20 protein-coding genes and 1 pseudogene are annotated in these 19,934 nt (G+C 63.4%); 18 read left to right on the top strand and 3 right to left on the bottom strand.

The features are described 5' to 3' along the window. Positions 1-84 precede the first annotated feature (84 nt). The 6 genes from IVA95_RS24185 to IVA95_RS24160 all read left to right on the top strand — a co-directional run bounded on the left by IVA95_RS24185 (position 85) and on the right by IVA95_RS24160 (position 6,079). Positions 85-855, top strand: a complete 771-nt coding sequence (locus IVA95_RS24185) for an ABC transporter permease (RefSeq protein ID WP_247512776.1) — start codon at positions 85-87, stop codon at positions 853-855. A 14-nt stretch (positions 856-869) separates the two neighbouring features. Continuing rightward, entirely contained in the window at positions 870-1,907 is a 1,038-nt protein-coding gene (locus IVA95_RS24180; protein ID WP_346658040.1) for an NAD(P)-dependent oxidoreductase, read from the top strand. Then, on the top strand, positions 1,894-2,712 hold the full coding sequence (locus IVA95_RS24175) for a GNAT family N-acetyltransferase (RefSeq protein ID WP_247512774.1): 819 nt from the start codon (positions 1,894-1,896) through the stop codon (positions 2,710-2,712). The genes IVA95_RS24180 and IVA95_RS24175 overlap by 14 nt, the downstream gene beginning before the upstream one ends. An 11-nt stretch (positions 2,713-2,723) precedes the next feature. Continuing rightward, a complete protein-coding gene (locus IVA95_RS24170) occupies positions 2,724-3,779 on the top strand; it encodes a dihydrodipicolinate synthase family protein (RefSeq protein WP_247512773.1) in 1,056 nt (351 codons plus the stop codon). Continuing rightward, a complete protein-coding gene (locus tag IVA95_RS24165; protein WP_213249549.1) occupies positions 3,767-4,555 on the top strand; it encodes an ABC transporter ATP-binding protein in 789 nt (262 codons plus the stop codon). Before IVA95_RS24170 ends, IVA95_RS24165 begins: the two co-directional genes overlap by 13 nt. A gap of 132 nt (positions 4,556-4,687) precedes the next feature. Then, on the top strand, positions 4,688-6,079 hold the full coding sequence (locus IVA95_RS24160; protein WP_247512772.1) for an MFS transporter: 1,392 nt from the start codon (positions 4,688-4,690) through the stop codon (positions 6,077-6,079). Between the two features lie 33 nt (positions 6,080-6,112). Here IVA95_RS24160 and IVA95_RS24155 read toward each other — a convergent pair whose 3' ends face one another. Further along, a complete protein-coding gene (locus tag IVA95_RS24155) occupies positions 6,113-6,541 on the bottom strand; it encodes a DUF1772 domain-containing protein (RefSeq protein WP_247512771.1) in 429 nt (142 codons plus the stop codon). Between the two features lie 63 nt (positions 6,542-6,604). Between IVA95_RS24155 and IVA95_RS24150 the strand changes: the two are divergent. From IVA95_RS24150 to soxA, 9 genes and pseudogenes are all read left to right on the top strand, one after another. After that, positions 6,605-7,064 (top strand): annotated as a pseudogene (locus IVA95_RS24150) (MarR family transcriptional regulator). A gap of 158 nt (positions 7,065-7,222) precedes the next feature. After that, on the top strand, positions 7,223-7,672 hold the full coding sequence (locus IVA95_RS24145) for a (2Fe-2S)-binding protein (RefSeq protein ID WP_247512770.1): 450 nt from the start codon (positions 7,223-7,225) through the stop codon (positions 7,670-7,672). A gap of 10 nt (positions 7,673-7,682) precedes the next feature. Next, positions 7,683-9,869 carry a molybdopterin cofactor-binding domain-containing protein gene (locus IVA95_RS24140; RefSeq protein ID WP_247512769.1) on the top strand — a complete coding sequence of 729 codons (2,187 nt, stop codon included), beginning with the start codon at positions 7,683-7,685 and terminating at the stop codon, positions 9,867-9,869. Between the two features lie 58 nt (positions 9,870-9,927). Beyond that, positions 9,928-10,221, top strand: a complete 294-nt coding sequence (locus IVA95_RS24135) for a cytochrome C (protein ID WP_247512768.1) — start codon at positions 9,928-9,930, stop codon at positions 10,219-10,221. A gap of 12 nt (positions 10,222-10,233) precedes the next feature. Further along, positions 10,234-11,514, top strand: coding sequence for an NAD(P)/FAD-dependent oxidoreductase (locus IVA95_RS24130; protein ID WP_247512767.1), 1,281 nt, complete (start codon positions 10,234-10,236; stop codon positions 11,512-11,514). A gap of 25 nt (positions 11,515-11,539) precedes the next feature. Beyond that, the gene (gene soxX / locus IVA95_RS24125) at positions 11,540-11,965 is read left to right on the top strand and encodes a sulfur oxidation c-type cytochrome SoxX (protein ID WP_247512859.1); all 426 of its coding nucleotides are present in this window, start codon (positions 11,540-11,542) and stop codon (positions 11,963-11,965) included. 9 nt (positions 11,966-11,974) lie between these two features. Further along, positions 11,975-12,454, top strand: a complete 480-nt coding sequence (locus IVA95_RS24120; RefSeq protein WP_247512766.1) for a SoxY-related AACIE arm protein — start codon at positions 11,975-11,977, stop codon at positions 12,452-12,454. After that, positions 12,454-12,774 (top strand): thiosulfate oxidation carrier complex protein SoxZ, encoded by a 321-nt coding sequence (gene soxZ / locus IVA95_RS24115; RefSeq protein ID WP_247512765.1) that lies wholly within the window; start codon positions 12,454-12,456, stop codon positions 12,772-12,774. The genes IVA95_RS24120 and soxZ overlap by 1 nt, the downstream gene beginning before the upstream one ends. Further along, the gene (gene soxA / locus IVA95_RS24110) at positions 12,771-13,544 is read left to right on the top strand and encodes a sulfur oxidation c-type cytochrome SoxA (RefSeq protein WP_247512764.1); all 774 of its coding nucleotides are present in this window, start codon (positions 12,771-12,773) and stop codon (positions 13,542-13,544) included. Before soxZ ends, soxA begins: the two co-directional genes overlap by 4 nt. An 87-nt stretch (positions 13,545-13,631) precedes the next feature. Here the strand turns inward: soxA and IVA95_RS24105 are convergent, their stop codons facing one another. Further along, complete coding sequence (locus IVA95_RS24105; RefSeq protein WP_247512763.1) at positions 13,632-14,852, bottom strand: GNAT family N-acetyltransferase; 1,221 nt, start codon at positions 14,850-14,852, stop codon at positions 13,632-13,634. A 267-nt stretch (positions 14,853-15,119) separates the two neighbouring features. Continuing rightward, complete coding sequence (locus IVA95_RS24100; protein ID WP_247512762.1) at positions 15,120-15,893, bottom strand: ferredoxin--NADP reductase; 774 nt, start codon at positions 15,891-15,893, stop codon at positions 15,120-15,122. Positions 15,894-16,038: 145 nt separating this feature from the next. Between IVA95_RS24100 and IVA95_RS24095 the strand changes: the two genes are divergently transcribed. The 3 genes from IVA95_RS24095 (at position 16,039) to IVA95_RS24085 (ending at position 19,930) form a co-directional block, all read left to right on the top strand. After that, complete coding sequence (locus IVA95_RS24095) at positions 16,039-17,238, top strand: amidohydrolase family protein (protein WP_247512761.1); 1,200 nt, start codon at positions 16,039-16,041, stop codon at positions 17,236-17,238. 134 nt (positions 17,239-17,372) lie between these two features. Further along, complete coding sequence (locus IVA95_RS24090; protein WP_247512760.1) at positions 17,373-18,062, top strand: hypothetical protein; 690 nt, start codon at positions 17,373-17,375, stop codon at positions 18,060-18,062. Positions 18,063-18,361: 299 nt separating this feature from the next. After that, entirely contained in the window at positions 18,362-19,930 is a 1,569-nt protein-coding gene (locus IVA95_RS24085; protein WP_247512759.1) for an SUMF1/EgtB/PvdO family nonheme iron enzyme, read from the top strand. The last annotated feature ends 4 nt before the right edge of the window (positions 19,931-19,934 follow it).

The raw sequence follows: 19,934 nt of genomic DNA, 5'->3' as shown, positions 1-19,934 counted from the left end.
CCAGATGGTTGATTACTGGAAGGGGCCGCGGTAGATTGCCGCCGCGCGGCGGGGAACCGGCCGCGCATCCAAAGGGAGCGCACGGTGTTCAGCGGTGACGGCGGATCGGCTCGGTCTTTCGCGATCATCCTGATTGTGCATCTCGCCGTGATCGTGCTCTGGCAGGTTCTGGTCGACGTCTTCCAGGTGCCAAAATTCATCCTCCCCTCGCCGCTCGCGACCGTCGCGACCCTGGGTTCGCCCAGCTATGCCTGGCTCTCCAATCTCGCGGTGACCGCCATCGAAATTCTCGGCGGATTCTGCCTCGGCGCGCTGGTTGGCATCATGCTGGCCGTGCTGTTCACCTGGTCACCGCTGGTCAGCATTCTGCTGCTGCCGCTGTTCGTGACGCTGAACATGATCCCGAAAGTGGCGCTGGGACCGCTGTTCATCGTCTGGTTCTCTTACGGCATCTTCCCGAACATCCTGATCGCGTTTTCCATCTGCTTCTTTCCCATCCTGCTCACCACTGCGCGCGGATTGAGCGAGGTCGAGCCTGATCTGCTGGATCTCGTGAAGTCGCTGCGCGGTTCGCGCTGGACGCTGTTTCGAAAGATCCAGTTGCCGGGTGCGCTGCCATACGTGTTTTCCGGAATGAAGGTCGGCGCCATCCTGGCGGTGGCCGGCGCGATCGTCGGCGAATTCATCGCCTCAGAGCGCGGGCTCGGCTACCTCATGATCCAGGTTCAATCCTCGCTCGATACGCCGGCGATGGTGATGGCAGTGGTGCTCCTGACGTTGCTCGGTGTGGCGCTGTATGGCCTCGTGCTCGGCCTCGAACGGATGTTCGTCGTCCGTGACATCCGGCTGCAATAAGACAGGGAATGAAGATGCTGCTGACGCGCGAAAACCTGCCGCAGACGATCGCCGATACTACCGCACTCGACGAGCTGTTGTGCCGCCCGAGTCAGGCGTTGATCGACGATTTGCGCAAGGTCGACGGCGACATCATGATCCTGGGTGTTGCCGGCAAGATGGGGCCGACGCTGGCCGGCCTTGCCAAGGCGGCCGCGCCGGAGCGCCGCGTCATCGGCGTGGCCCGCTTCAGCGATCCCGCCGTCAAGGACTGGCTGCAGGCGCGCGGCATCGAGACCATCAATTGCGACCTGCTCGACGAAAGCGCCATCAAGGCGCTCCCGAAGATTCCGAATATCGTCTTTATGGCCGGACGCAAGTTCGGCGCCGAGGGCGACCTCTCGCTGACCTGGGCGATGAATTCGCACGTCCCGGCCCTGGTCGCGCAGGCCTTTGCGGCGTCGCGTATCGTCGCGTTCTCGACCGGCTGCGTCTATCCGTTCGTGCCGGTCTCCGGCAAAGGTTCGGCCGAGGATATGGCGCCCGATCCCCCGGGCGAATACGCGCAATCCTGCGTCGGGCGCGAGCGCATGTTCGAGTATTTCTCACGCAAGCATGGAACGCCCGGACGGCTGTTCCGGCTGAACTACGCGATCGACATGCGTTACGGCGTGCTGCACGATATCGCGAGCAAGGTGCTGCACGGCAAGCCGATCGACGTCAGCCTCGGCCATGTCAATTTCATCTGGCAAGGCGACGCTTCCTCGCAAGCGCTGCGCTGTCTGGCGCATTGCGATACGCCGACCTCCCCGATCAATGTCAGTGGCCACGAGATCCTGGCGGTGCGCGATCTCGCCGCTAAATTCGGCCAGCGCTTCGGCCGCCCGCCCGTGATTGTCGGCAAAGAGGAGCCGACGGCGTGGCTCACCGACACGTCGCAGGCGGTAAAGTTATTCGGCCTGCCGATCGTCGATACCGAGCAGCTCATCAGTTGGACAGCCGATTGGGTGTCGCGATCGATGCCGAGCCTCGGCAAGCCCACCAAATACGAGGTGCGCGATGGCCGCTATTGAGCCCATCGTCGAGCTCGGCATCAGCGATGCGAAGGCCGGGCTCGTGCTGTCGACCGAAGCCGGCTGGAACCAGAACGAGGCCGACTGGCGATTTTTCCTGAGCCAAGGGGTCGTATTCGGCGCGCGCGACGCAGACCGGTTGGTGGCGACAGCGGTGCTGATGCCCTACTCGGCGGGCAATGCCTGGATCAGCATGGTGCTGGTGACCGCCAACTTTCGTCGCCGCGGCCTTGCGACCAGGCTCGTCGATGCATGCCTGGAAGCGGCCGCGCGGCGCGGGCTCACAACCTGGCTTGACGCTACGCCGGCTGGCGCGACCGTCTATGGTCCACTCGGTTTTGCGCCGACGCTGCAATTGCGAAGGTTGCGGTTGGAAAAGCCGCAAGGCACCACAGCGACAAGGCCGCTAGCGGCCGGCAACCTCGAAGCCCTGGCCGCGCGCGATGGCAGCGCCATGGGGTTCGACCGCAGCACATTGCTGTCGGAATTTGCTGCGCGCCCGGGTTCTCGCATCGTGTCGGATGCTCGAGCCATGGCCCTCGTCCGCGATGGACGCACCGCGCGGCACATCGGTCCGGTCCTGGCCGACCACGCCGATCAGGCGCTGGCGTTGGTCGACGCCATCACTAGCTCTGAGATCGGCCCCTGGCTAATCGACGTCGTTCATTCTCAGGACGCGTTTCTGAACGGCCTCGTTCGCTCGGGCTGGAATATCGAGCGGCCGTTTCAGCGCATGCGCTTTGGCGCCGCAACCGCCTCGCCCGCGCAACCGCCGTTCGCCGTCGCCGGCCCGGAATTCGGATAGGAAGCGCCGCCATGCATCATAGCGAAATCAAGGCCGAGGTTCGAAAGCTGATCGCCGACGGTACCGTGCTCCCTGCGCATCCGCTCGCGCTCGACGCCAACCGCGCACTCGATATCAGGCACCAGCGGGCGCTAACGCGCTATTATCTTGACGCCGGCGCCGGAGGATTGGCCGTGGGCGTGCACACCACGCAATTCGCGATCCGCGACGTCGGCATGTACCGTCCGGTGCTGGAGCTGGCGGCCGAGACCGCCGCTTCATGGACCAAGCGGCCGGTCGCGATGGTCGCGGGACTGGCCGGTCCGACGCAGCAGGCCATCGCAGAAGCGCAGACCGCACGCGGCATCGGCTACCACGCCGGCCTGCTCAGCCTGGCTGCGATGAAATCGGCATCCGAGGACGAGATCATCGCGCATTGCGAGGCGGTGGCACGCGAGATCCCCCTGGTCGGCTTCTATTTGCAGCCGGCCGTCGGCGGCGTCATCCTCAGTGCCGATTTCTGGCGTCGCTTCGCAGGTATCGACAACGTCATCGCCATCAAGGTCGCGCCGTTCAATCGCTATCGGGCGCTGGACGTGCTGCGTGGGGTGGCGGCGGCGAACGCGCTCGACCGCGTCGCGCTCTATACCGGCAATGACGATCACATCCTGCTTGACCTCACTCTGCCGTTCGACCTCCGCGACAAGGGAGTCACCACACGAGCCTACTTCAAGGGCGGCCTGCTCGGGCACTGGTCGGTGTGGACCGCAAGCGCGATCAAGCAGTTTGAAATGTGCAAGGCAGCGCGCGGCAAGGACACCCTGCCGGCCGATTTGCTGGCGCTCGACGCGCGTGTCACCGATTGCAACAGCGCGTTCTTCGACGTTGCCCATAATTTTCACGGCTGCATCGCAGGTTGCCACGAAATTTTGCGGCGGCAGGGATTGATGCAGGGCCTCTGGTGCCTCGATCCCGCTGAAGGGCTGAGCCCGGGCCAGATGCAGGAGATCGACCGCGTCTGCCGCGAACATGCCGATCTCTCCGACGATAGCTTCGTGCGGGAGAACCTGCAGAAATGGCTGGCATGACGGCGGAAGAGCCCTTCATCAGCCTGCGCAACGTCCGCAAGGTCTACCGGTCCAAGGGCGCGGAATTCCTCGCCGTCTCCGACGTCACCATGGACGTCGGGGAGGGCGAACTGGTTTCGCTGGTCGGCCCGTCCGGCTGCGGCAAGACCACCGTGCTGAAGATCCTGGCCGGATTGCATGACGCCGACGGAGGCACGATTAAAATCGGTAATGCGAAAACGCCGTTTGATCCGGCGCGCGACATCGGCATGGTGTTCCAGCAGGCCCTGCTGCTGAAATGGCGAACCATTTTGGACAACGTGCTGCTGCCGGCCGAAATCGTCGGCTTGCCGATGAAGGCTGCACGGAGCCGCGCCCGCGATCTGCTCAACCTGGTCGGCCTGGCTGGCTATGAGGACCGATATCCGCAGCAATTGTCCGGCGGCATGCAGCAGCGCACCGCGATTGCCCGCGCCTTCATCCACGATCCCAAACTGATCCTGATGGACGAGCCGTTCGGCGCGCTGGATGCGCTGACCCGCGAGCAGATGAACCTCGAAATGCTGCGGATCTGGCGCGAAAGCGGCAAGACCATCCTGTTCGTGACGCACTCGATTCAGGAAGCGGTGTTTCTCGCCTCGCATTGCGCCGTGCTCACCGCAGGTCCGGCGCGAATGGCGGAATATTTCCCGATCGATCTGCCGTTTCCCCGCGCATTGCCGATCAAGACCACGGACGAGTTTGGCGCCTATGCGCGGCGTATCTACGCGCGACTGGGATTGAGCCCGGGCACGTAGGCCTGCGGACGCCAGGATTTTGCAGGCTCGCCTCGCATACGCATCATGCAACTGAGAGCCTGTGGCCAGCGCGGCGTCCGTAGTACACGCCATCCGAGGGCGCGTCCGCGCCGGCGTGGAGAGCCCGACAAAATGCCCGCAGACGTAGCCCCAAGACCATCGACCGCACCCATCGACGGCCTGCCCCCCGAACTCCGGCGCTGGGCGGTCGCGGCGATCTTTACCGCGCTGGCGCTGGCCTCGCTGGATACGGCGATCGCCAATATCGCGCTGCCCGCCATCGCGGCTGACCTCCATGTCAGCCCGGCCGACGTGGTCTGGGTCGTCAATATCTACCAGATCGCGTTGGTCGCGACGCTGCTGCCGCTGGGCGCGCTCGGCGAGATCGTCGGCCACGAGCGCATTTATATCGGAGGCCTCGTGCTGTTCACGCTGGCCTCGCTTGGCTGCGCCTTGGCATGGTCGCTACCCAGTCTGACGGCGGCGCGCGCGCTGCAGGGGCTGGGCGCCAGCGGCATCATGAGCGTGAATGCGGCCCTGGTCCGTTTCGTCTATCCGACGCACATGCTGGGGCGCGGCTTCGGCCATAACGCGCTCGTGGTCGGAACGGCATTCACCTTCGGTCCGACCATCGCCTCCGCCATTCTTGCGATCGGGACATGGCCGTGGCTGTTCGCGATCAACATCCCGTTCGGCGTGATCGCAATCTGGATCGGCCTGAAGACCTTGCCCAAAACGCCGCGCGCGAAGCACGCGTTCGATTTTGCGAGCGCGGCGCTGACTGCAAGCTGCCTCGGGCTTTTCATCATCGGCATCGGCATCGCGGCGCATCAGGCCCCGCCTCTCCTGGTCGGCCTGACGCTTGGCGCGGCATTGCTGCTCGGCTGGATCATGATGCGTAGAGATGCGGACCATCCGGCGCCAATGCTGCCGATCGATCTGTTCCGGCGGCCGATGTTCGCGCTGTCGGCCGCCACGTCGGTCTGTACATTCGCGGTGCAGGGACTGGCGTTCGTCTCGCTGCCCTTCTATTTCGAGGACGTGCTGCACCGGTCGCAGGTCGAGACCGGCTTCTTCATGACGCCCTGGCCGCTGGTCGTGGCGATCATGGCGCCGATCGGGGGCCGGCTCTCCGATCGCTATCCCGTCGGCATCCTCGGCGGCCTCGGGCTGGTGTTACTCGGCATCGGCATGGCACTGCTGGCGACGCTGCCGCCAGACCCTAGCGTTGCCAACATCGTCTGGCGCATGGTGATTTGCGGAATCGGATTCGGCTTCTTTCAAACGCCGAATCTGCGGGCGCTGATGTCGAGCGCGCCGCCGCATCGCAGCGGCAGCGCGAGCGGAATCGTCGCAACCGCACGCCTGACCGGGCAAACCCTCGGCGCCGCGCTGGCGGCATTGTGCTTTGCGCTCGCCGGTCACAACGGCGCCACGGTGGCGCTGGCGCTCGGGGCCGGCTTTGCCGCACTCGGAAGCCTGATGAGTTTCCTGCGTCTGGCGGTCGGCACCGAAAGGACATAACGGCCACGCGGGGCACGCTCCGGTTCGTTGCGCCTAATTGAGCGCCCAAAGATACGCCAGCGTTGCCGCGATCCCGAGCCCCGTTCTGACCGCGTGCAACCCTCCCCATTTCATGATCAGCGCACGTGACTGCGGGCCGGCGTCCGTTTCGTCGATGGCATTCAGCAGGCGGTTGGTCGGCATGATGCCGATTAGCGTATAGGGCCAATTGGCGAGAATGAGCACCGCGCCGACGATCCAGCGCCAGTCCCGCGTCAGCCAGGCAGCGATCAGGCCGAGCACGCCGGAAATAACCGCGCAACTCGCCTGCATCGCAAAGCCGCGCGCGTAGCTTGGTTTCCACTGCCTCAGGAGGCCCCGGTCATCCAACATAAGCCGCGCCGGCTGTTCGGCGAAGTTGATGAAGAAGGCGGCGCCGGCGAACGCCGCCGCGACGACCATTGCAAGCTGTCCTGCAAACATGACTCACTCCAAACACTCGTGTCTTATTGACAATATATTGTCATCTTGGGTACTAACTGTCAAATGGCAACGAAACTACATACACCCGGCGGTCAGGCTTTGACCGAGCTGGTTCTCGCCGTGTTTCGCCTCAATGGACGCCTGCTCGCGGCCGGTGACCGGCTTGTTTCGGACCTCGGCCTCACCAGCGCGCGCTGGCAGGTGCTGGGCGCAATCGCGCTTGCGCCTAGTCCGCAACCGGTGGCCCTGGCTTGCGCGCAGCATGGGACTCAATCGACAGGGAGTTCAGCGCATTGTGAACGAGATGGCAGAGGATGGCCTCGTGGAGCTGCGGCCCAATCCAAATCACCGCCGGGCGCACCTCGTCGCGCTGACCAGGCGTGGGCAGGATGCCTTCGAAACCGCCAGCGCGCTGCAGGTTCCGTGGGCAAATGCCCTCGCGAAGGGGCTTAGTCCCGAAGAGCTCGCTACAACATGCCGGATCGCGAAGCTGCTGAGCGAGCGCCTTGATAATTCCGTCTAGCCCCTACCCCTGAACAAGGCGGCAAATCGGCGTAACACCGGCGGATCGAGTTTCTTCCCGTTCGCCAACACGCTTTTTCTTGATTTGAACTGTTCTATTTTCTCGGATCACATCGCGCCCGGTTCAATTGGCGAATTGGACTCAAAAAGGGACATGCGATGGCAAACCTCACAATAAACGGCAAAACAATCAATGTGGACGTTGAAGACGACACGCCACTGCTTTGGGCGATCAGGGAAAATGTTGGACTGACCGGCACCAAATATGGCTGCGGCATAGCACTATGCGGCGCCTGCACCGTCCATATCGACGGAGTCGCGATGCGCTCCTGCGGCATGACGGTCAGCGAGGCCGTCGGCAAACAGATCACCACGATCGAAGGTCTTGCCTCAGAAGGCGCCCTGCACAAAGTGCAGCAGGCCTGGGTGGCGAACGACGTGCCGCAATGCGGCTATTGCCAGAGCGGCATGATCATGGCGGTTGCCGCCCTTCTGAAAGAGAAGCCGAAGCCGACCGACCAGGATATCAACGAGGCCATCACCAATATCTGCCGATGCGGGACCTTCCAGCAGGTCCGCGAGGCGATCCACGCCGCCGCGAACGCTTGAGGGGGACGCCATGAACAAGCACGTCATGCCCAAACTGAATCGCCGCGCCTTCGTGATCGGCACCGCTGCCGCCGGCGCGGGCCTCGCAATCGGCCTCGACATTCCCTTCGGTGGACCCACGGTCGTCCGCGCCGCCGACGGCTCGCCCGAGGTCAATGTCTGGGTGGTGATCCGCCCGGACAATACGACCGTAATCCGCGTTGCCCGCTCCGAGATGGGTCAGGGCACCCTCACCGGCCTCGCGCAGCTCGTCGCCGAAGAGCTTGAATGCGACTGGTCGAAGGTCGTCACCGAATATCCGACCCCCGGGCAAAGTGTCGCACGCAAGCGCCCTTGGGGCGATTTCTCGACGGGTGGCAGCCGCGGCATCCGCTCCAGCCAGGAATATGTCCGCAAGGGCGGCGCCACCGCGCGCATGATGCTGGTGCAGGCCGCCGCAAACGAGTGGAAGGTGCCGGTCTCGGAATGTACCGCCGCCAACAGTGTCATCACCCATACGCCGTCGGGCAGGACCACGACCTACGGCAAGGTGGTTGAGGCCGCAGCAAGGCTCGAGCCGCCAGCGGATGTGAAGCTGAAGGATCCCAAGGACTGGAAGATCGTCGGCAAGGCCCTGAAGCGGCTGGACACCGTCGACAAGACCACCGGTGCGATGATCTACGGCGCCGACATCAAGCTGCCGGGCATGCTCAATGCGGCGATCAAGGATTGTCCCGTCTTCGGCGGCAAGCTGAAGAGCTATGACGAGGCCAAGATCAGCGGCATGAAGGGCATCAAGAAAGTCGTCCGTGTCGGCGACAGTGCGGTCGCCGTGGTCGCCGATACCTGGTGGCACGCCAAGACCGCGCTGGATGCGCTGCCGATCGTCTGGGACGAAGGCGAGAACGCCAAAATCTCCAGCGAGTCGATTGCCAAGTGGCTGGCGGAAGGTCTCGACAATTCCCAGCCGGCCTTTATCGGCAACCAGAACGGCGACGCCAAGGCCGCGATTGCGAGCGCGGCGAAGAAGGTCGAGGCGGTCTACAACTATCCCTGCCAGAACCACGCGACCATGGAGCCGATGAACGCCACGGCGCTCTATACGCCGGACAAATGTGAGGTCTGGTGTGGCACGCAGAACGGCGAAGCGGCATTCGCCGCCACTATGGAAGCATCGGAATTGCCGGCCGAAAAATGCGAGGTACACAAGCTCATCCTCGGCGGTGGCTTCGGCCGTCGCGGCATGACCGACTATGTCAGGCAGGCGGTTCTGATCGCCAAGCAGATGCCCGGTACGCCGGTCAAGCTGCTGTGGTCGCGCGAAGAAGACATGGCGCAAGGCAAGTTCCATCCGGTCACGCAATGCAAGCTGACCGGCGCCTTCGATGCCGACAACAATCTGACGGCGCTGCACGTCAGATTGTCCGGCCAATCGATCCTGTACACGGTCCGTCCGGCGGCGCTGGTGAACGGCATGGATACGGTTGCGTTCCAGGGCCTCAGTCCTTCCGGCGACGCGGCGATCGGCTACTCCGTGCCGAATCTGCTGGTCGAGCATTCCATGCGCAACCCTCACGTTCCGCCCGGCTTCTGGCGCGGCGTGAACGTGAACCAGAACGCAATCTATATGGAATGCTTTATGGATGAGCTGGCGCATTCGGTCGGCCAGGATCCGGTGGAATTCCGCCGCAAGCTGATGAGCAAGCATCCAAAGCACCTCGCCGTGCTCAATGCCGTGGCCGAAAAGATCGGCTGGGGCAAGCCGGCACCGCAAGGCGTCTATCGCGGCATTGCGCAGGTGATGGGCTATGGCAGCTATGTCGCGGGTGCTGCGGAGATCTCCGTCTCCGACGGCAGCAAGATCAAGGTGCATCGCATCGTCGCTTCGACCGATCCGGGCTACGTCGTCAATCCGGCGCAGGTCGAGCGGCAGATCGCGGGCTCCTTTGTCTATGGCCTGTCCGCCCTGTTCTACGGCGGCTGCACCGTGAAGGACGGCAAGATGGAGCAGACCAACTTCGATACCTACGATTCCATGCGCATCGCCGCGATGCCGAAGGTGGAATGCGTCATGGTGCCGAGCGGCGGCTTCTGGGGCGGCGTCGGCGAGCCGACCATCGGTGTCGCCGCACCCGCGGTGCTCAACGCCTACTTCGCGGCAACTGGCAAGCGGATCCGTTCGGTCCCGCTGAAGGACCAGAATATTACGTTTGCCTGACACTAGCGGACGGCGGGCCCACTCCGGGGCCGCCGCTTTTCCCATCGAGAGATTGCCGATGAAAGCGTTGCGTGTCGCCATCGCAGCTGCCACGGTCGCGGCGTGGTATCAGCCGCTGCTTGCAGCTTCCGATCCGCCGGCCGGCGCAGCATCCTGCTCAGGCTGCCATTCGACCGGAACAACCGCCTCGTCGATTTCGCGGCTGTACGGCCGCGATGCCGGCGACATCGCCACGGCGATGGCCAAATTTCGCGACGGCTCGCTTCCGGCCACGGTCATGAACCGCATCGCCAAGGGTTTCACTGACGAAGAGTCGCGCGCGATTGCGACGTGGCTCGCGGCACAGAAATAAGGGGCCGCCGGCATGGGTATCAGTCATCATGTGAGCCGCCGGGATTTCTGCCGCATCGGCGCGGCCGCCGCGGCGACGGCCGCTTTTCCACTGCCCGCGTTCGCGCAAGCGGCAGCACGCGTGGTCGTAATCGGCGGCGGCTTCGGCGGCGCGAGTTGTGCGCGGGCGCTGAAGCAGATCGATCCGAAATTGCAGGTGACGCTCGTCGAGCAGAGCCGAACCTTCACCGCCTGCCCGTTCAGCAACAATGTCATCGCCGGACTGCGCTCGATCGAGGAGCAAAAGTTCGGCTACGACAAGATCGCCGCCAGCGGCGTCACTGTGGCGGCGCAGGCGGCAACGGCCGTCGATGCGGCGGCGCGCACCGTCGGTCTCGCCGACGGCACCTCGCTCGCCTATGACCGGCTGGTGCTGTCCCCTGGCATCGATCTGCGTTTCGATGCACTACAGGGTTACGACGAAACTGCAGCCGGCAAGATGCCGCATGCGTGGAAAGCCGGCGAGCAGACGCTGCTGCTGCGCAAGCAGCTCGAGGCCATGGACGATGGCGGTCTCGTTGTGATCGCAGCCCCAGCCAATCCCTACCGCTGCCCGCCGGGCCCTTACGAACGCGCCTGCTTGATCGCGTATTACCTGAAAACCAAGAAGCCGCGCTCCAAGCTGATCATCCTCGACGCCAAGGACACCTTCTCCAAGCAGCGCCTGTTCCAGAACGCCTGGAAAGAACTCTATCCGGGAATGGTCGAATGGGTGTCGCTATCGCAGGGCGGCAAGGTGAACGGCGTTGATGCAGCGACCAACACGCTGATCACCGATTTCGGCAACCACACCGCCCAGGTGGCCAATGTCATTCCGCCGCAGCGGGCCGGGCGCATCGCCATGATAGCAGGGGCTACCGACAACACCGGCTGGTGCGCGATCGATCCTGTGACCTTCGAGTCCAAGTCGGTCCCGCACATCCATGTCATCGGTGACGCCTGCCTCGCCGGCAGCATGCCTAAATCGGCATTCACTGCCAATGCGCAGGCCAAGGCGTGCGCGCGTGCAGTCGTCACGCTGCTATTGGGTGGATCGCCCGCGACGCCGAAACTGATCAACACCTGCTACAGCCTGGCGGCCCCCGACTATGGCATCTCGATTGCCGGCGTGTACCAACCGAAGAACGGATTGCTGGCCGATGTCGAAGGCGCCGGCGGCGTCAGTCCGCTGGATGTGCCCCGCGATTTCCGCGCACGCGAAGCCGACTATGCGCAAACCTGGTTCGCGACCATTACGGCGGAAGTCTTTGGCTAAACGCACCTATCGCTTGTTGGATCCGATTCTTGCTGGAGTTCTCCTCGCGTTGCCCGGCTGCGCCGCCGCAACGGAACTTCGCAGCTATACCATCGTTGGCGATGCCATTCCGCAGTCACTGACGGGCACGGCTGGCGATGCGACGCGCGGCCGCGCGCTCGTCGTCGAACGTTCCAGCACTTGCATCCTCTGCCACAGCGGCCCATTTCCCGAACAGAAATTCCAGGGCGACCTGGCGCCTGATCTTACCGGTTCCGGCAGCCGCTGGTCCGAAGGTCAGCTTCGGCTTCGGCTGGTGGATGCCGCTCGTCTCAACGCCGCGACGATCATGCCGTCCTACTACCGAGTTGACGGCCTCACTCGCGTCGGGACGCTGTGGCGCGGCAAGCCGATCCTGTCGGCCGAACAGATCGAGGATATCGTGGCGTATCTCGCAAGCCTACGCGAATAGGAAGGTCCGATGCATCCACCACCGAATTCGACACGCCGCCAGTTTCTCAGCCTCGCCGGAGGAGCAGCCGTGCTTGGCACGGCCTCCGTCGTCACGCTTCGGCCTGCCGAGGCGACGCCCGAGATGCTCGCTTCCGCCATCCGCAATGTCACCGGCGGCGCCGCGGTGAAAACCGGCAAGGTCAAGCTCGACGTGCCGCCCTTGGTCGAGAACGGGAATACCGTGCCGCTGACTGTGAGTGTCACCCACCCGATGGCGCCGGAGGACCACGTCAGCAGCATCCACATTTTCAACGAGAAAAATCCGCAGCCCAACATCGCCAGTTTCCATCTCGGCCCGCGTAACGGCCGCGCGCAGGTATCGACCCGCATTCGCCTCACCGACAGCCAGAAGGTGGTCGCGATCGCAAAGCTCTCGGACGGGTCGTTCTGGTCGGCTAGCGTCGACGTCGTGGTGACACTGGCGGCCTGCACCGAGGAGGTGATCTGATGGCTTCCGCGCTGATCAACGTTCCGGCCAAAGCCAAACGCGGCGACATTATCGAGATCAAGACGCTGATGTCGCACATCATGGAGTCAGGCTATCGCCATAAGGCATCAGGCGAAGCTGTGCCGCGCGATATCGTCACGAGCTTTACCTGCCGCTTTAACGGCGCTGAAATCTTCCGCGCCGACTTGTATCCGGCCATCGCGGCCAACCCGTTCTTCTCCTTCTTCACGACCGCAACGGAAAGCGGCAAGTTCGAATTCGAATGGATCGGCGACAAGGGTTTTTCCGAAACCGCTTCCGCCTCAATCTCGGTCGAATGAGATTTTTGGGCTCCATAGCCGCCGCACTGCTGGTGGTGGGCGCCGTCGGCGCTGCCGAGATCCCGCAAACCGACCGCCGTTCCGGCTACAGCTTCATGAAGCCGGACACAAAGACAATGCAGGATGACGACACCGCCAATCCCGGCATGCTCTGGGTGCTCAATGGCGAGACAGTGTGGAACCGGAAGACGGGCGCCGCCGACAAAGCGTGCGCCGATTGCCACGGCAATGCCCGCGCGACCATGAAGGGCGTGGCCGCCCGCTATCCCGCGTTCGACAAGGCAACCGGCCGCCCCATCAATCTGGAACAGCGCATCAATTCGTGCCGCACCAATCACCAGCAGGCGACGCCGCTTCCCTTCGAGAGCCGCGAGTTGCTGGCGCTGACAGCCTTTATCGCGCGGCAGTCGCAGCGGGCACCGATCGAAACCGGCGCCGACCCGCAGCTCGCGACGTTCGTCGCCAAAGGACGCGAACTCTACATGCAGCGGCAGGGCCAGCTCAATCTCGGCTGCGCCAATTGCCATGACGACAATTGGGACAAGCGGCTCGCCGGCTCCGCGATCACGCAGGGACACCCGACCGGTTACCCGCTCTACCGGTTGGAATGGCAGTCGCTTGGCTCACTGCAACGGCGCCTTCGCGCCTGCATCACCGGCATCCGCGCGCAGCCCTATGATTATGGCTCGCCGGAGCTGGTCGCGCTCGAATTGTACCTGATGTCGCGGGCGCGTGGGATGGCGATGGAAGCGCCGGGGGTTAGGCCATAAGTCTTACCCTCATGGTGAGGAGCGCCTGCTGCGCAAGCTCCTCAGGGTATGCACCGCCCGCCGCAATAGCGGGAGAAGAACGCAGGATCATTCTGCTGCCGGTCGCCGAAAGCCACGCGGCGGCGCCAGCCCCCTCGCGATACTTCGCAGGCGCTCGCTTCGCGCGACCAACGCCTTGAGGTGCCCGACGGTCAGCCGGATCGCCTGATAGACCTTTCCCCTTACCGTCACGCCGCGGACGCAGGCGTGGAGCGGCATGGTGTGGTCGGCCCAGAGTCGTTTGTACTCCTCATCGCCGATGGTTAGATCGAAGTATTTGATGCGCCGCGCGATGCCCCACTCGACGAGGCGCTGCATCAGCAGGCGGCCAACCGATAAACGGGCCCACTCGCCGGTTTCGTAGGTCGGCATCAGCCAGTAGATTCGATTGCGGAACACCATGCCCCAATGCGTCGCCACGATGGTTTCGCCGACCCGCAAGGCAGACAGCTGGATGAAGCCGGTGTCGCGATGCCGCTCGGCCATAGCCTTGTAGAAGCGCAGATGGCCCGGTCTGGCGAACAGATCGGGCGAGCCGATCTCCTGCAAGCGCCGCCGCTTCTGGCGCACGAAAGCCTGCATGATATCGGCAACGGCCTCGGGCGTGTCGGCAAGGCAGAGCTCGGTCGCCCCCATCTCCGCAAGTCGCCGCTGCATTCCCGCAGCCTTCTTGAAGAATTTCGCACTGCGACGCTTCTTGAAGTCGGCGAACGTCTCACCGAGGGTGGCGACCCAGGCGTTGCTTACGTGCTCGGCACCGCGAAGATGCGCGAGCGCATTGGCGACCCCGTCGATCACCACGGGCATTCTATCAAGCGCGACCACGTCCACGTCGGGCAGTTGCTTCAGGATGCGCGCGATCAGCGCGTCGGCGGCATCCGGATCGAGGCTCGCCGCGAAATCCGCGCGGATGATCGGCGCGTTATAGTCGGTTGTGCCACCGCCGAGGAAAACGAGATGCGACAGTCCAAGCCGCCGCTGGATTCCGAGCGGCAGCAACATCAACGTGCTCCCGTCGGCGTCGGCGACACGGACGATCTGCGGCACGATCCGCTCCACGATGCCGATCGTCTCGTGCCAGGTGGAGAGCCAGTCGAACGTCTGGAACCCATAGCAGTCGCAATGGTCCTGCGCCTTGCGCCATTCGGCCTCCGCCTGGCCGAAGGAGTGGAAGACCGCTATGCCGACGCACGGCAGCGAGGGCGACGGAGCCTCACTCCAGCTCCCGCCGGGCGACACGAATGTCCCAGGATCTTCCGCCGGCAACATGCGCTCCCCGATCGGTATCCGCCCCGGCCTCTCGGGTCTCGTCGAAGACGTTGGAGCACTCCCGAAATCCCTTCTTGCCGTCGGAAGAAAAGCGCAAGATTCCGTGGCGCCCCGTTGCATGGTCCCAGGCCTCAAAACTATGGCGCACCCTCTCACGTGGCGAGTTGGGCGATGGGATAGGTGGCGAATGAATCCGAACGCAAAGTGGGTACCTCGAAGGTATCCCGAGCTCGGGTGAGGAGATTAAACCTATGGTGGCGCAGGCGATTACCGCTCCGCGAACGCCTTCTCGACCACGAACTGCGCCGGCTCGCCGTGATTGCCCTCGACAAACCCCTTGCCATTGAGCAGAGCGCGCGTGTCCGTCACCAGCGCCGGGCTGCCGCAGATCATGACGCGGTCATGGGCGGGATCGAGCGCAGCCAGCCCGATGTCGCCGAACAGTTTTCCTGAGGTGACCAGGTGGGTGATGCGGCCGCGGTTGCGGAAGGGATCGCGCGTCACGGTCGGATAATAGATCAACTGGTTACGGACATACTCGCCGATCAGTTCGTCGTTCGGCAGTCTCTCGGTGATCATTTCGCCATAGGCGAGCTCGGCGACGCGGCGGCAGCCGTGCAGCAGCACCACCTTCTCGAAACGCTCATAGGTCTCGGGATCCTTGATCACGGAAAGGAACGGCGCGAGCCCGGTGCCGGTGCCGATCAGGTAAAGGTTACGACCGTCTTCGAGGTTGTCGATCACCAGCGTACCGGTGGCCTTGCGGCTGACGATGATCTCGTCGCCCTGCTTCAAATGCTGGAGCCGCGACGTCAGCGGGCCATCCGGCACCTTGATCGAAAAGAATTCGAGCCGGTCCTCGTAATTGGCGCTGGCGACCGAGTAGGCGCGGAGCAGCGGCTTCTCGCCGACCTTCAGGCCGATCATGGTGAACTCGCCATTGCGGAAGCGGAACGAGGGATCGCGGGTGGTCGTGAAGCTGAACAGCGTATCAGTCCAGTGATGGACGCTCAGCACGCTTTCCTGGTTGAAACTGCTCATCGCGCCGTTCCCTGACCTGCAAGCCGGATTGACCGGCTAAATCATTGGTATACGATCATTCGTATACAAACGAATAATCCAGCTTGATCCGATCGTCAAGCCGGGCAGAATGTCCGGCGAAGGCATTGAAGAAAAAGGAAAAACTATGGCCCACGACGCACCCCAGGCGACCGGTCCGAGCAAGCTGGTCATCCACAATATCGGGCTGATGCTGTCAGGGGCGCTGGAGAAGCCGATCCTGGACGGCGATACGATCGTGGCCGAGAACGGCAAGATCACAGCGATCGGCCGCTTCAAGGACGTCAACACCGAGGGCGCAACCACTGTTGTTAACGCCAACGGCACCACCGTCGCGCCGGGCTTAATCGACAGCCATGTCCATCCGGTCGCCGGCGACTGGACGCCGCGGCAGAACCAGAGCAGCTGGATCGACAGCTATCTCCATGGCGGCGTCACCACCATGATCTCGGCCGGCGAGGTCCACATGCCCGGCCGCCCGCGGGACGTCGTGGGCCTGAAGGCAATGGCGATCTTTGCGCAGCGCGCGTTCTGGACGCTGCGGCCAGGCGGGGTGAAGGTGCATGCCGGCGCGCCGGTCATCGAGTGCGAGATGGTCGAGGACGATTTCAAGGAGATGGCCGCGGCCGGCGTCAAGCTGCTCGGCGAAGTGGGCCTCGGCGGCGTCAAGGACGGCCCGACCGCGCGAAAAATGGTCGGCTGGGCACGCAAATATGGCATCCAAAGCACGATTCACACCGGCGGACCTTCAATCCCCGGCTCCGGCCTGATCGACAAGGACGTGGTGCTGGAAGCCGACACCGACGTGGTCGGCCATATCAATGGCGGCCACACCGCGCTGCCCGATGACCAGATCCGCTGCATCTGCGAGGGCTGCAAGCGCGGGTTGGAGCTGGTTCACAACGGCAATGAGCGCTCGGCGCTCTACACGTTGCGCACTGCGCGCGAGATGGGCGATTTGCACCGCGTGATCCTGGGTACCGACGCGCCGGCCGGCTCCGGCGTGCAGCCGCTCGGCATCTTGCGAATGGTCTCGATGCTGTCCTCACTCGGCGAACTGCCCGCCGAACTCGCCTTCTGCCTTGCGACCGGCAACACCGCGCGCATGCGCGAGCTCGATTGCGGAATCATCGAGGTCGGCCGCTCCGCCGATTTCGTCCTGATGGACAAGGCGCAGCACTCGCCCGGCAAGAATATCCTCGAAAGCGTGCAACTCGGCGACCTCCCCGGCATCGGCATGACCATCATTGACGGCATCGTCCGCACCCAGCGCAGCCGCAACACGCCGCCCGCCGGCAAGGTGCCGGAGATCCTCAGCGGGCATTGACGCCGGTGGCCCCGCGAGTGCGGCGGGCGCCTAAAAAATTCGTCAACCCTCGAAAGCGATGAACGAACTGCCGGTCAGCCCCGTCAAATGCGCGCTGGCCTGATGGCCTGTTTGCTCACACCTTCGAGGAATATTTGAAGAATTCGCTGCAGATGGCCGGCGGAGTAGTCGGCGCGGTCATTGGTTTTGTCGCGACACTGCTGCTGCTTGAGCTGGTCGGCTTCGGTAACCGGGCCGATCCAATCATGTCAGGCATGTTGGCGTTACTGGCGTTCGCGCCGTGCGGAGCGATCGCAGGCCTCCTGTTTGGCACGACGCTGGTGGCACGGGTGCGCGGCCGAGAAAATGCCGACGGATCCCTCCGCAACAGCTTGAAGGCATTCGCGCTTGTCGTTGCACTCTGCGCCGCTGCCGGGGCCGCTTATTATGTCTACGCCGTCACGACGGCGACGCCCTGGCTCAACCCGAATGCCCCCAATCCGCTCCTCGTTTTTGAGGTTCGCCTCCCCACAGGCGCGGCATTGCCTGGCTCCGCCCGTGACGTAACGATCGAACTGCAGACCGACTTGAACACCATGCCGGGCGAGCCACGCCCCGACCAGTTCCGTCGCGACGGCGACAGGCCAATCATTGCCGGCTACGTCGAGCTCGCGTTCCGCACCGCGCACCGGCAACTGGAGATCAAAATCAATGGCCAGCCCGACCGGCTCTATCTCATCGGATTGTCGGCCAAGGCGCCGCATGCGGCGGAGTTCGGGCCGTGGCAAGCCAATAGCGACGGCAGCGAAATTCGCTACCGCGCCAGATGGCCGGGACGGGATTGATCAACGCCGCCGCGCTAGGAGCTTTACTCGCCGCGCCGTCGCGTCGGCATCGCGTTCCTCCTTTGCCCACACAATTGCGAGGATCGGAGCTCGTTAACTGGTCTCCGGGTCTGTGCTCATATCCTGAGTACATGCGGCGGGCGATCAGCCTCATTCATGTGATTTCACTCACACTTAGCGGCATGGAACCCGCGCATGGCTGCTTTGCGGCGAACAGCCGGCATGGTACGCTGGGGGTACTGGAAAGATTGTTTGCCCAACGCTGAAATTGCTGCAGCTCGAGGAAATCAATCCAAACCATGGCCCAAATTCGTGACATCAAGTCGGGCCGCGCTGGTGAGCAACCACGCGAGCCAACGCCGCGGCGCCTTGCGGCCATCGTGGCAGGCGATATTTCCGGCTACAGCCGCCTGATGCAGATCGACGAGGAAGGGACGCACAACCGCGTCAAGCGGCTCGAGCGCGACCTCATCGAACCCACCATCAGAGAACACCACGGCAGGCTCGTTAAGACCACGGGCGACGGCTTCATCGCTATTTTCGATAGCCCCGTAGAGGCCGTCCGATCGAGCATCGTGATCCAGCAAAATGTGGTTGGTCGCAATGCATCACTCCCCAAGCATCATTGGATCGAATACCGGATTGGCGTCAATCTTGGCGACGTCATCATCGAAACCGACGACGTCTATGGCGACGGGGTCAATATTGCGACGCGGCTTGAGGGTATAGCCCATCCCGGCGAAGTCTATATCTCCGGCGGTATTTATGAGCAGATAAAGCATAAGCTGGTTTGCGGATACGAGTCGCTCGGCGATCGAAAGGTCAAGAACATCACCGAGCCTGTCCGGGTCTACCGCGTGCTTCCCGACCCCTCCGCCCTGCACGAACGTCGGAACTGGCGCGAACGTATCCTGGCCCTCCTGCTGATTCTTGCATTACTGATCATTGCGGGCGGCACTCTCTGGTACACGCTGGGGCAGCCTCGCAAGGCGGCAGAACAAGCGTCAGCTCCCGTTTCATCTCCGGCGGAAGCGCCGAAGGCGCCTGCGCCTGCCGCAAAACAACAAGCGCCGCAGCCCCAACCTTCTCCTACAGTAGCACCAACTCAACAACAGGCGGCGCCGCTACCGCCGCCGGCGTCTCCCGCCGCACCCGCGACTCCGCCGACGACGCAAGCGGCCGCACCGGTTCGAGAACCCGAGATGGTCTCGCTTCGGGGTGGCAGCTTCGCCATGGGTAGCAACGAAGACGTTTCGGAAAAGCCGGTCCGTCAGGTAACGGTCAAGCCGTTTGCGATGGGGAAATTTCCCGTCACCGTGCAGGAATGGAACGCATGCGCCGCCGCGAAGGCCTGCGGATTTACGGCAGCCGGAAAGGACGATGCGCCTGTTACAAACGTAAGCTGGAGCGATGCCAAGCAATATGTCGCGTGGCTCGCGGAAGTCACGGGAAAACCATACCGACTGCCGAGCGAAGCCGAATGGGAATATGCGGCGCGCGGCGGCACGCAGACCCGATACTGGTGGGGAGATCAGTTTCAGCCCGGCATGGTCAATTGCAAGAACTGCAGCGATATTCCAGCGACCGAGCAGCCGGTCAAGGTCGGCAGCTTCAAGCCAAATCCTTTTGGGCTGTTTGATATGGGCGGCGGCGTCGATCAATGGGTCGAAGATTGCTGGCACAGAAATTATCAAGGCGCGCCAGGAGACGGGTCAGCATGGGTCGAGAATGCATGTTCCTCGCATGTCATCCGCTCCGGCTCCTGGAGGAAGGACTCAGGCTATGCCCGCGTATCAAACCGCGGCAGCTATGACACCAACGTGCGATATCCCACCCACGGTTTCCGCGTCGCGCTATCTCCCAAGTAGCCTT

It is taken from the genome of Bradyrhizobium sp. 157 (assembly GCF_023073815.1).
GTDB lineage: Bacteria > Pseudomonadota > Alphaproteobacteria > Rhizobiales > Xanthobacteraceae > Bradyrhizobium.
This window is presented reverse-complemented; position numbering and strand designations above follow the sequence as displayed.